Consider the following 12290-nt stretch of genomic DNA (forward strand, 5'->3'; position numbering starts at 1 on the left):
GCCCCTTGGCGCCCGTGTCCACCGGCCGTTCCCCGTTCCCCCACAAACGATCGCGCCGGGCGTGCGCGTTCCGGCGCCGACGCATCCGCATGGCGCGGGTTTCCCCGGCACGGGCCGCGCGTCGGCCGTGTGGGCTCGCACGGCCCGCGTGCCGGGGGATCAGCTCCGGCTCCCCGCCGCTCGTCGGGCCCGGTGGCGCCGCACCGCGTCGCGGTTGGCGCAGGCGTGGGAGCAGTAGCGCTGCCGTCCGCCGCGGGTGAAGTCGGCGTACACGCGCCCGCATTCGGCCAGCGCGCAGCGGCCGAGGCGGTCCATGCCGCGCCCGGTCAGATGCAGGGCCGTGCCCACGCTGACCACCGCCCGGACGACGGCGCCCAGGCCGAGGCCGTCGTCGCGGTAGTGGAGGTGCCAGCCGCCGTCCGCGTGGTCGGTCACGCGCGGGTGGGCGGCGGAGTCGGCCAGCAGCGCGTTGAGCAGGGCGGCCCGTTCTCCGGGGGTGCCCGCGTCGGCGACGGCCACCCAGCGCGGGATGTAGTCCCGTATCTCCGCCAGGTCTCCCGCACCCACCGGGCGGTCGATGGCCATGCCCGCGGCCCGGCAGCGTTCGGCGAATTCCTCGGGGGTGCGCGGTGGCTCGGCCGCGAGCCGGACCATGAACCGGACGGGATCTTCCCCGTAAGGGTTCTGATGCATAAGGCCATTACAGCATCCTTGATCGAAACGGCCCCCGGTCCGGAGGAACCCCGGAGCGGCTGCCTTGATGATCAGGCGGCTCGGAGCGTTCGCGCGCTGCCCGTCCACTCGACGAGCGTGACACTCCCGGCCCGGCCCCGCCCGCGACGCCGATCCCCCGGGGACGATGTGAGGAGTACATGATGGAACGAGCCCCTGCGACCACCGCGCAGCCCACCCCTGTCTCCGTGCTCGGACTGGGTGCGATGGGGCGGCAGTTGGCCCGCTGCCTGCTGGCGGCCGGGCATCCGACCACGGTGTGGAACCGGACCCCGGCCAAGGCCGACGCACTCGTCGCGCGGGGCGCGCTGCGCGCGCGGACGGCGGCCGACGCGGTGGCCGCGAGCCCCCTGGTGATCGTCTGCGTACTGGACCACGAGGCCGTCCGCCGGGTCCTGGAGCCGATCGGGCCGACGCTGACCGGCAAGGCGCTGGTCAACCTCACCTCCGACACCCCCGGGAACAACCGCGGACTCGCCGCGTGGGCGGCCGAACACGACATCGCGTACCTCAGCGGCGCGATGCTGATGCCGCCCACCCAGCTCGGCAGTCCCGAAGGGACCATCCTCTACAGCGGTGCGCACCGCGCCCACACCGCGCACGCGGCCACGCTCAAGGCCCTGGCCGGACGGGCGCCCTACCTCGGCCCCGACGCCGGGACGGCCACGGCCCACGAAGTGGCGGTGCTGAGCCTCTACTACGCCGGTCTGGCCGGGATGGTCCACGCCTTCGCGCTGGCCGGCGGGGAAGGCGTGCCGCCCCAGGACCTCGTACCGCACCTGGGCGCCATCCTGGCCCAGTTCCCGTCCGTCGCGGCGAGCATGGCCGAGGACATCGGCACCGGGCGGTACTCCAAGGACGCGGACGTCCTCGCCATCCACACCTCCGGCCTCGGTCACATCGTCAAGGCCTCGCAGGACCGCGGCATCAGCACCGATGTGCCGGCCACCGTCAAGGGCCTCGTGGACCGGGCGATCGCCGCGGGGTACGGCGACTGCGAGTTCGCGAGCGTCGTCGAGGGGATGCGCGGTTGACGAGAAGGAACCGGGTCGTCCGGAAGGTTCCCTCCGGACGACCCGTTCTCCTTCTAGGAGCCCCTCCTCTGAGGACTTCTCACGCCTCCACCGTGCGGACCGTGCCCGCGCCGACCGTCCGGCCGCCCTCCCGGATGGCGAACCCGAGGCCGGGCTCCAGGGGGACGTCACGGTCCAGGGTCACCGTCGCGGTGACCCGCTCGCCGGGGCGGGCCACGCCCCGCGGGCCGAGGTCGAGGTCGCCGGCCACGTCCGCGGTGCGGATGTAGAACTGCGGCCGGTAGCCCGTGGTCACCGCCGTCCGGCGCCCGCCCTCCGCGGCGGACAGGACGTACACGTCGGCGGTGAACCGGCGTCGCGGCGTCACGCTGCCCACGGCGGCGACGACGTGCCCGCGGCGCACCTGGTCGCGGTGGACGCCGCGGAGCAGCAGCGCCACGTTGTCGCCGGCTTCGGCGGACTCCATCGGCTTGCCGAACGTCTCCAGGCTGGTGACGGTCGTCTCGACGTCCGCCCCCAGCACCTCCACCCGGTCGCCGGCGCGCACCGCGCCGCGTTCGACGGCCCCGGTGACCACCGTTCCGCGGCCGGTGATCGTCAGCACGTTCTCCACCGGCAGGAGGAACGGCGCGTCGAGGTGCCGGCGCGGCATCGGGACGTAGGTGTCCACGGCGTCCAGCAGCGCCTCGATCGCGTGCGTCCACCGCGGGTCGCCCTCCAGCGCCCGCAGTCCGGAGACCCGGACGACGGGCACGTGCTCGCCGTCGTAGCCGTGCGCGGCGAGCAGTTCCCTGACCTCCAGTTCCACCAGGTCCGTCAGCTCGGGGTCGCCCGCGTCGGCCTTGTTGAGGGCGACGACGATGTGCTGGACGCCCACCTGTTTGGCGAGCAGCACGTGCTCGGAGGTCTGCGGCATGATCCCGTCGAGCGCGGAGACGACGAGGATCGCGCCGTCGAGCTGGGCGGCGCCGGTGACCATGTTCTTGACGAAGTCGGCGTGGCCGGGCATGTCCACGTGGGCGTAGTGCCGGGTGTCGGTCTCGTACTCGACGTGCGCGAGGTTGATGGTGATCCCCCGGGTCACCTCCTCGGGAGCCCGGTCGATCCGGTCGAAGGGCACGTAGGCGCCGCTGCCCTGGTCGCTGAGGACCTTGGTGATGGCTGCGGTGAGCGTGGTCTTCCCGTGGTCGACGTGGCCCATGGTGCCGATGTTCAGGTGCGGCTTGGTGCGGACGTAAGCGGTCTTGGACATGGCGGTGCTTCCTCGCAACAACGCGGTGATGCGGCGCCGGGACGCCGTGGGGACCCCGAGGTCTCGCCGACCCTCCCCCTACGGGGTCCGCCGGACTTTCCGGAGAGGGTCAGCTTCGCGTGCCGCCGGTCGCACCCGCGCAGGCGGTGAACGGGGCAAGGGCGTCGGACACGGTGAGGGGAGTGGTGGCGGTGGACCGGCAGGCCCTCCCCGGCAGGGCTTCCCTGAGGTGGCCGGCGATGACGGACGCCGACGATTCCACGGCAGCCTTCGGCGCGTCCGCGACCGCGGACGGGAGCACGGGGAAGGGCTGCCGGAACATGTGCCATATCTTTCCGTGACCGGCTTCCCCCGTCGAACGATTTTCGTACGGGCGGCAGTTGGCCACACCGGCCGGCCGTCTCGCCGGCCGGACAGGCCCTGCCGCCCCGGCACCGGCGGGCCCCGCCACCCTCGGCGGACTCCTGCCACCACCGGCCGCGGGGCCACCGAAGAACCCCGACCGCGAGCCCCGCCACGAAACCGGTCGTCCACGGCGCGAGGGCCATCCAAGCCCTTCAGCCACCCCGTCACCTTCGGGCGCTACGCTGCCCCCGATCGCCCGGCGATCGCCACCCCGACGACGGCCCGGAGGGGACCGGGCCCTGTCACGCCGTCCCCTCCCCGTCGTATCTCCGCACCGGACCGACCGCACCGTTCCCTACCGGACCGATCGCGCCGTTCCGTACCGGACCGACCGCACCGTTCCGCATCGCCCGGCCCACCGCTCCCGCCCCGGCCTCTCCCCCGTTCTCGCTGGTAAGAGCCCGGTCCAACCTCTGGATAGCGAAATTCCCATGTCTTGGTTCGAATCCTTCGTCCTCGGCCTGATCCAAGGGCTGACCGAGTTCCTGCCGATCTCGTCGAGCGCCCACCTGCGGCTGACCGCGGCGTTCGCGGGCTGGCACGACCCCGGCGCGGCGTTCACCGCCATCACCCAGATCGGTACCGAGGCCGCCGTCCTGATCTACTTCCGCAAGGACATCGGCCGCATCGTCTCCGCCTGGGCGCGTTCCCTGTTCGACCGGGAGACGCGGCGCGACCACGACGCCCAGATGGGCTGGCTGGTCATCGTCGGCTCGATCCCCATCGGCGTACTGGGCGTCACCCTCAAGGACGCCATCGAGGGCCCCTTCCGCGACCTGCGCCTGATCGCCACGACCCTGGTGGTCCTCGGCATCGTCCTCGGCATCGCGGACCGGCTGGCCGCCCGTGACGAGTCCGGCGGACGGCACCGCGCCGTCAGGACGCGCAAGTCGCTCACCGACCTGAACGTGCGGGACGGCCTGCTGTTCGGCATCTGCCAGGCCATGGCCCTGGTCCCGGGCGTCTCCCGCTCCGGCGCCACCATCAGCGGCGGCCTTCTGATGGGCTACACCCGCGAGTCCGCGGCCCGCTATTCCTTCCTCCTCGCCATCCCGGCCGTCCTGGCCTCCGGCGCCTACGAACTCAAGGACGCGGGAAAGGGCCACGTTTCCTGGGGGCCGACGATTTTCGCGACGGTTATTGCTTTCGTGGTGGGATACGCCGTTATTGCGTGGTTTATGCGCTATATCTCCACCCGGAGCTTCATGCCGTTCGTCATCTACCGCGTCCTGCTCGGCCTTGCCCTGTTCGCCCTGGTGGCGGCGGGTGTCCTGAGCCCGCACGCGGGGGAATCGGCGGGGTGAGGGCGTGGCGAAGCAGGTCTTCAACAGAGACAGCCCTTCTTTGCGAAGCTGGTCAACCGCCCGAAGACCACAGCTGTCGCGCTGCTTTCTCATGGCTCGAATCTGTTGGGCAACCGCGTCAGCACAGCAATCCGCCAGCCCCACGCGAGGGTCGAACCACATGGGGAACCGGCACTGCGCTCGGCCCAGCCCAGGCAGGAAACGGTGAAAGCGTGCACGCCCGCGCCACCGGTTCTCCGATCGGGCACCACCCGACCCGTGGAGTGCGCGGCCGACGACCCCGCTCATCCGGAGTCACCGCGCTGCTGGGCGAGCCGTAACCGCTGCCCACCGTCACGAACCGGCCCCACCTCCGAGGAAGTCGTCCGTCGGGTCGAGACCGCCTGATGTCTCTCACACACGCGACAAATGAGCAGCCATAGCTTGTCATCTGCGGTCATTCGGGATCGCGATTTGGTCGAGTTCCCACCATGCCCACCGGGTCATCCAGCACGGAACCAGCACCGCCGACACGCCCTTCACGAGAGCAGCGAACCTTCGTTCACAGCTGTTAACGCAGGTCAGCACGCGCAAGGCGCCATGGCTCCGTACATCGGTAAAAGTGCGGAATCATGGCACTCCGTGCAGCTTTGGATCTTTCCTTGCTTCCCGGAGGAGCCGGATTCCGACGGTGCCGATCCAGCCGGTTCCCTTCCGTGAGCTAGGTTCCTGATCTCCCGTCCCCGCCCACTTCCCGCACTGGCAGCAGCCGGGATATCTACGCCTACCCCACCGGTCTGACCAGCGAGTTCACATCTCGCTCGTCACCAAGTCCTCAGATTGAGAAAGGACTTCACGTGGAGTCTATTTCTGCGTCTCTCGGCGAGCCCCCCGACCCGGACCGAGCCGACGTTCCGGCCCTGTGCACGCTGACTGCCACGGGGCATACCGCCCTACGTCATGTCACTGCCTCAGTACGTGGCCGACGGACCACTCTTGTCTGCCCCCACTGGTGCGTACTCGACCACTCCGCAGAAGAGTTGCACTTCCTTGAAGACGTGCATCACTACGGTGCACCGTTGCACATGTCGGCGCCTACGTTCGACGGCGTCACCGACATGGCCTTGCGCGTGCACCTCGCGTGGTGGCCGTCCGCCGCCGGCCAAGAAGGGGGCATTTGCTTGGCTGTCGACTCCGGTTCCCCGGGCGACTCGTACTGCCTGCGTCGTGAGGCCGGTCTGTTGTGGGTCGATCAGTTGGCCGCGTACGTTGAAGCCGTCCGTCTTCTGGTACTGGAGACGACCCCGCTCTCGCCGTGCGAGCACCACCTTCAGGCACCCAGGCGCGGGCGAGGAACATCAGCGGAAGGCACCGCTCCGTAGGCCGTTCCCGGAAAGCGGAGGCGCAGCAGCGCGGCAGTGGCGTTTTGCACAACACCGCGGGGCCCAGCGGCAGTACCGGAACCGGAGAGCACGGCGCCTCTGAACCGCTGGCATGCGACGCGCTTTGCCCCGGAATCATGTGTCCGTCTCACCGACTGGGCCGATCGCCCCCTCTCCGCTCTCGGCCGGCCACCCGGTGATCCCGAGGTGGCCCAGGAGACCGGCGACAGCACCGCCCCAGGACGAATGGTCACCCGTCCGGGCCTGGAATGTGGGAGCGCCTGCGGCGAGCCAGCCACGAACCATCGTGACCAGCGCCGCGACGACGGCAGAAGCATTCTTCGTCAGCCACGGCCGCAGATCACCGGCCTCGAAGCCACCACGCGCAGCAGGATGGGAACGAGCGGGATCAATGCGGATCCGCAGGGTTTGCCCGCTGTTGTCGCTGGAAGTACGCAGATCGTTCCCGTTGACGATCCACAGCCGATCGTTGGGGATGGTGACGATCTCGTTGCTGCCGAGGAGGCGGTCCCGCCACGTCTCTCTCATCAGTAAAGAGGAGAGCACGGGTGACGAGATGACGCAGCCTTGCGGGAAGCCATCGAAGCACACGACCGGCTCACAAGTGCCCCGCAGCTGCGTGGTGAGCACCTTGCGCAGTTCTGCCTCGTCCTTGGGCCACACCGCCTCACTGAGCCCGTACAGATACTTGAAAACGTCTTTGAGCAGGGTTGCAACGCTGTCTGATCCCATCGTGGTGATGACGACCAGGGGGGTGGGCCCAGGCAGACGAGGCCGGAGGATCGGGGCCAGGAGTGCGCCGACGTACTGGGCCCGGTCTGAGGCTTCCACCCACGGGAAGCCGGCCAGCATGGTGTCCAGGACGACTTTCCTTGCCCTGTCCACGCTGCCCCGGGTGAGTGCGGGCCCCAGTCGGCGCAGGGGTACATGGGGATGAAGGTAGAGGCCGGTGGCGGGGTCGTAGCCGGGTTTTGCGAGAACGGAATCGTCAGGCCGGACGACAGGCGAGGTGACGACTCCACGAAGTGGGGGCACGGGCCAGTCCTCGCGTCCGAGGACGGTAGCGCAGGTTTTCCGTGTGACCAGGGTGCGGACTCTCTTGGGAGTCCGGGTTATCGGATCATTGGTGGTGATGAACGTGGTCACGTGGTCGTTGAAGTAGGCGCGCAGATTGTCAGGATCGAGCTGCCGTATCAGCGGACCGTCCTGTCCGTTCTCGCTCACCCTGCACAGACCACCGGAGCGCCGGTACAGACCGGGCAGCCGACCATCGGCCATGGCGGCCAGAAGCTGCTCCATGGCCTCGGCCTCGTTGGTCATGTCCATCCTGGAGCGGTCGCGCGTCCGGCGCGCCGCAGCGTGGGACCTTGATGGCAAGTCATTGGGCAACGCGGTAGCGATCCCCGCGGACGGCGTCTCATCCCGCACGATCCCGGCAGAACCGGCGGCGGGGTAAGGCGCCGCGGGATCGCTCCCGTATCCCTGCCCGACAAGAGCGCGTAAGGCCTTCCTGTGATCCCCGCCGTGATGCACCTGCGCGTAGGCGGAAAACTTGCCATAGGAGGTTTCAGGCGAAAACGGGGTGGAGGTGCTCAAGACGCGGACACGGTTGCCTTTGTCCGTTTCCTCAGTGACTGCCGAAACGCCCTTACCCCTTCCCTTCTCGCGCCAATAGGTCCTATGCCCCCGACTGAGCACGGGTTCGAAAATGACACCGATGATGTCTTTCCAGGGCACCCGGTCGTCGAAGTTATCAGTGGGGCCGGCTTGCCCTTCCGTCAAAGGCCTTCGAAGGTACGGCGCGGTCCTGGCTTTCGTTGATTTCGGCAGGGAATCGATCATGCGACAGACATCACGGATGACCGCCATGGTGTCAGCGGCCAGGACGGGAATGGTGGCAGGGCTGCCCGCATAGCGCCGGTAGGTCCTGCCGGAAGTACGAACACCGAGGTAAGAAGGTTCCACGGCACCGAAGTCGCCCTCACCTCGGGTTTCGATCCGGACGCGAACGATCTCCGCCCGCGGTCTTTTCGCGAGGCGCCGGTGTTCCTGCTGGGTGTATTCCACCTCGCGGGCGAGACGGCGGGCGAGCTTGGTACTTCGGGGCACCGAAGCACCAACCACACGGACACGGAAACATCGGTCCCCGCAGGGGGATTCGGTGACCCAACCGCTGAGAATCGTGCGCCATTCCCGGCCGAACCCGGCCCCCGTGAGAATGTCGGTGACCTCGTCCAGGAGGCCGTCGCGAACAGCGTGCCCTTTGAACTCGATCGTCTCCAGGTTGCCCGAAACCTTGCCGTGCACCACGCCGATCCCGGTGTGCCGGGTTCCGGTGAACCACGCGTCATGCTGCTCAGGCGTGGACCGGACGGACTTGTACAAGGTCCAGCCGCGGACGCCGCTGACCACTCCGTCATTCACTTTGACGGGCAGAACGCACAGTCCGGCATCGTGAAGCTCCCGCGCCGCGGACCGCAGAAGCGATCCGTGGGATTCGTTCATGAACGGCACTCCTCTCCCCCAACTGATGGCGGGTGAAACACGCCAGGTTCCCTGGGTCCCCGATGTGCGCAACGCCCGGTTTCCGCTCTTCGTCCCGTGGTCGCCGGTCATGGCTCGCCGCATTGGCGGCCGACGACGGGACAGGGGCAGGCACGACGCTTCCGCCTGCGGGTTCTCGCCGTGGAAGTCCGCCCATGACGGCTCACTTCCACGCCTACGGCTGCCGAGCCGGCCGGTCAACGCGGCATCGTTTCCATGCCACCCGCACCGGCAGGGCTCTCTTACCACCGGCAGAAACTCCCACAGAGGCCGCGCAGTACCTCTCGGCCCAGCGCCGCGCCCGCAGGAGGAGCCGAGCCTTTTCGACAGGGATCACACCATCCGCGTCCGGCCGACTCGCGATGGCGCATTCTCCGCCCCTCGCGGCCGACACGTGTGAAAATACCTTCGTACTCAACGGAGGAGATGGCGGATACGGCCTCGGGGAGACCAGTTCACGACTCTGCGGACGGGTCTTCCTGCTGAACCAGCAGCTGCTCGTCGGTGGCATTGAAGAAGTCGCGGAGTGCGGCGTACGTGGCCGGTCTCATGCGCTGCCGGATGCCTGTTTCCAACCGTTGGATGTAACTGCGGCTGAGCCCGACGGCCTCGGCGGTTTCTCTCACCCCGAGCCCTTGACGCATACGCATGGCGCGTAGTGCCGCCCCGTTCACCCGAAAGGTGGGTGGGGAGAATTTCATGCAGGAAAAGGTAGCCGCACCTAATGGTGTTTTCTAGTAATACGTAACGGTAACTTGTCTCATGCGGCACTTTCTCGCCGTTGTCTGACGTCTGGAAAGTGAATGAATCGGTCAGCTTCCCACTGTTCCTAGCTGTTCCTGACGGCTCCTGCGATGATGTAAGACATGGCCGCCCCACGAGACAGTGCCGCACTTCAACGCCTCGCCATGCTGATCGCCAAGCGGCGCATCGAGCTTGGCCTGCACAAGATCGACGCAGCACGAGCGGCCGGGATCACCATCACGACCTATAACAAGGCCGAAGCAGGTGAGCCCGTCCGTGACGTCACTTACCGAAAAATCGAGCTCGTTCTCGGCTGGGCTCAGGGCACCTGCCGTGACGTACTTGACAGAGCCGCCCAGATCTCCATGGCCGAAAGTCTTCCCGCCCTCAACATGTCTTATCCGCTCACCGCCACACACGACTTGCAGACCGACATCGAGAACTCCGTACAGGCCGCGGCCATCGCCGTGACCGACAATCTCACAGCGGCCGACATCCGAGAGCTGAAGCGCTACGTCATCGAGGAGCTGCGGCGTCGCGGACGCCTTCCCCCCTCCAAGAACTGAGCGCGCCCGAAGCCACAACCGTCCCCAAGACCAAACGAGATCTGAGTACCCGCCCACACCCAACTGGCGGAGACAGCAGGACGGTGGATGAAGCGGTTCCGCGACCTTCCCTGTTAGCGGGCTTCCCCTCGATTCTCCGCCGGCCCCCCGATGTCCCTCAACCCGTGTCGCAGGCCTTGTCGACCATTACGTGGAACGGGACGGGTGCCACCAGCCATGGCTTTTGGCCCGCCGGTACGCGAGCAAGTGATGCTACAACCGGGACTCGCCCGGTGAACGACGAGGCAGGTCACAAGTTCGTCCCGGAATCGTCTGCTCCGCACCGGCCCGGTCGGGCCGGTGCGCGTTCCGGTCCCCCGCCCCCAGGTGGCAGCGGAACGTGTGTGAATGGCCACAATGCGTCGGCTTGCCGCGTCGGGCGGGTCGGGTTCTCTCCTGGTCAAGGCGATGGGCGGCGGCCGGTCCGGGTGGTGGAGGGTGCCGGGCGGAGGAGGGATCTCCGTTAAGGGGATGCGTTGTCAGTGGGGGCCCCTAGCATGTGGCTCATGTCCCCGAATCCCGCCGAACGGGCCGCTGTGCCCGTTCCCGCCGCCGAAGCCAATGAGGCGATCCGGCGGTTCGTGCGCGCCCGCCGGGACCGGCCGTGGACGGCCCAGGACCGGGTGCGGTACGTCGAGCTGCTGGAGACGTGGACGCTCGCGGTACGCGGTGACAGCTCCTCCGGAGCCGCGTAGAGCAGGGCGGACGCCCACCGGCGGTGGTGTGCTCGCCGCCGGGGCGTTCGTCTTTCGCGGGTGCGGTGTGCGTACCGTTTCCCTTGGTGAGTGGCCCCGGACGGCCCGCCTTCGCGGGAGTGCCGGGCCGCGACCTCCCCGTCCGATTTCCGCCAGCGGACGGAGGCGTTCCGCCGCACAGTGGTGGCGTGAGTGCGATCCCCTACCGATGGGTCTTCGAGAGACGTCCCGGTGCGGGCGGGGAGCCCGTGCCACCGGGAACGGAGACGGCAGGCACGGCGGATACGAGGAAGAGGCGAGGAAGAAGGATGGGCGAGGCGATGACGGGGCGGGACGCCGCGGTGCTCTACGCGAAGGTCGGGAGCCCTCTGGGCGAGCTGCTGCTGGTCGGTGAGGAGCGGGCGGACGCCCCCGGCGGTACCGCGCTGGCCTCCCTGTCGACGCCGGGCCAGAAGGGCGGCGCGACCGTGCGGGAGGGGTGGCGGAACGCCCCGGGGGCGTTCGCGGAGATCGCCGGGCAGCTCGCGGCGTACTTCGCCGGGCAGCGCACCACATTCGACATCGCCTACGCGGAGCCGCCCCGGGGGACGGCCTTCCAGCGGCGGGTCTGGGCGGCACTGGAGGACATCCCCTACGGCACCACGACGAGCTACGGCCGGCTGGCCGAGCGGGCCGGTATCGCGCGGGGCGCGGTCCGTGCCCTGGGGGCGGCGATCGGCGCCAATCCGCTGTTGATCGTCCGCCCGTGCCACCGGGTGATCGGGGCGGACGGCACCCTCACCGGGTACGCGGGCGGGCTGGAGCGCAAGCGGCGGCTGCTGGAGCTGGAGGGCGTGTGAGAGCGGGACGGTGGGCTCGCGTGCGGGCCGGGTCGCCGGGTGGCCTCGGCTCCGGTGGGACCCGGAGGCCGCGGTGAACGAGGTCCTGCCCGGGTTCGGTCCCGGCCCCCGGCCCCGTACGCGCCCGGCGCCCGGGGCGGTGCACGTACCGGACTGGCTGAGTCTGGAGGAGCAACGGGAGCTGGTCGCCGTCTGCCGGGAGTGGGCGCGCGGGCCGGTGCCGATTCGGCACACCCGGTTGCCGGGCGGCGGGGTGATGTCCGTGCGGACGGTCTGTGTGGGCTGGCACTGGCAGCCGTACGCGTACCGGCGCACGGCCGACGACGTCAACGGCGCCGCGGTGGCCCCGTTCCCGGACTGGATGGTGGCGCTGGGCCGCCGGGCGGTCGCCGACGCCTACGAGGACGCGTCGGCGGCTGCCGGCTACACCCCGGACACCGCGTTGATCAACTTCTACGACGGCCGAGCGAAGATGGGCATGCACCAGGACAAGGACGAGCGGACCGGCGACCCCGTGGTCTCGCTCAGTCTGGGCGATACGTGTCTTTTCCGATTCGGCAATACCGAGACGCGGACTCGGCCGTACACGGACATCGAGCTGGCATCGGGTGATCTGTTCGTGTTCGGCGGGGCGTCGCGGTTCGCGTACCACGGGGTGACGAAGGTGTACCCGGGGACGGGTGATCCGGCCACGGGGCTGGCCGGGGGACGGCTCAACATCACGATGCGGGTCACCGGGCTGGAGTGACGGCGG

The 12290-nt window shown here is 69.0% G+C and carries 11 protein-coding genes; 6 read left to right on the forward strand and 5 right to left on the reverse strand.

Features of this window, described 5'->3' with window-relative positions:
- Nucleotides 1-159 precede the first annotated feature (159 nt).
- Nucleotides 160-693, reverse strand: coding sequence for a CGNR zinc finger domain-containing protein (locus ABZX96_RS15285; protein WP_355543759.1), 534 nt, complete (start codon nt 691-693; stop codon nt 160-162).
- A 182-nt stretch (nt 694-875) separates the two neighbouring features.
- Here ABZX96_RS15285 and ABZX96_RS15290 point away from each other — a divergent pair, with 182 nt between their 5' ends.
- Entirely contained in the window at nt 876-1766 is an 891-nt protein-coding gene (locus ABZX96_RS15290) for an NAD(P)-binding domain-containing protein (protein ID WP_355543763.1), read from the forward strand.
- 79 nt (nt 1767-1845) lie between these two features.
- Here the strand turns inward: ABZX96_RS15290 and tuf are convergent, their stop codons facing one another.
- The gene (gene tuf, locus ABZX96_RS15295; protein WP_355543766.1) at nt 1846-3018 is read right to left on the reverse strand and encodes an elongation factor Tu; all 1173 of its coding nucleotides are present in this window, start codon (nt 3016-3018) and stop codon (nt 1846-1848) included.
- A gap of 109 nt (nt 3019-3127) precedes the next feature.
- Entirely contained in the window at nt 3128-3340 is a 213-nt protein-coding gene (locus ABZX96_RS15300; protein ID WP_355543769.1) for a hypothetical protein, read from the reverse strand.
- Between the two features lie 514 nt (nt 3341-3854).
- Here ABZX96_RS15300 and ABZX96_RS15305 point away from each other — a divergent pair.
- Complete coding sequence (locus ABZX96_RS15305; RefSeq protein WP_355543772.1) at nt 3855-4727, forward strand: undecaprenyl-diphosphate phosphatase; 873 nt, start codon at nt 3855-3857, stop codon at nt 4725-4727.
- Between the two features lie 1496 nt (nt 4728-6223).
- Here the strand turns inward: ABZX96_RS15305 and ABZX96_RS15310 are convergent.
- Complete coding sequence (locus ABZX96_RS15310) at nt 6224-8614, reverse strand: hypothetical protein (RefSeq protein ID WP_355543775.1); 2391 nt, start codon at nt 8612-8614, stop codon at nt 6224-6226.
- 494 nt (nt 8615-9108) lie between these two features.
- Nucleotides 9109-9354, reverse strand: a complete 246-nt coding sequence (locus ABZX96_RS15315; protein ID WP_355543778.1) for a helix-turn-helix transcriptional regulator — start codon at nt 9352-9354, stop codon at nt 9109-9111.
- Between the two features lie 207 nt (nt 9355-9561).
- Between ABZX96_RS15315 and ABZX96_RS15320 the strand changes: the two genes are divergently transcribed.
- The 4 genes from ABZX96_RS15320 to ABZX96_RS15335 all read left to right on the forward strand — a co-directional run bounded on the left by ABZX96_RS15320 (nt 9562) and on the right by ABZX96_RS15335 (nt 12284).
- Nucleotides 9562-9963 (forward strand): helix-turn-helix transcriptional regulator, encoded by a 402-nt coding sequence (locus ABZX96_RS15320; protein ID WP_355543781.1) that lies wholly within the window; start codon nt 9562-9564, stop codon nt 9961-9963.
- 545 nt (nt 9964-10508) lie between these two features.
- A complete protein-coding gene (locus ABZX96_RS15325; RefSeq protein ID WP_355543784.1) occupies nt 10509-10697 on the forward strand; it encodes a hypothetical protein in 189 nt (62 codons plus the stop codon).
- Between the two features lie 308 nt (nt 10698-11005).
- Complete coding sequence (locus ABZX96_RS15330; RefSeq protein ID WP_355543787.1) at nt 11006-11536, forward strand: methylated-DNA--[protein]-cysteine S-methyltransferase; 531 nt, start codon at nt 11006-11008, stop codon at nt 11534-11536.
- A gap of 73 nt (nt 11537-11609) precedes the next feature.
- Nucleotides 11610-12284, forward strand: coding sequence for an alpha-ketoglutarate-dependent dioxygenase AlkB (locus tag ABZX96_RS15335; protein WP_355543790.1), 675 nt, complete (start codon nt 11610-11612; stop codon nt 12282-12284).
- Nucleotides 12285-12290 lie beyond the last annotated feature (6 nt).

Source organism: Streptomyces sp. NPDC003077, from assembly GCF_040611095.1.
Classification (GTDB): domain Bacteria; phylum Actinomycetota; class Actinomycetes; order Streptomycetales; family Streptomycetaceae; genus Streptomyces.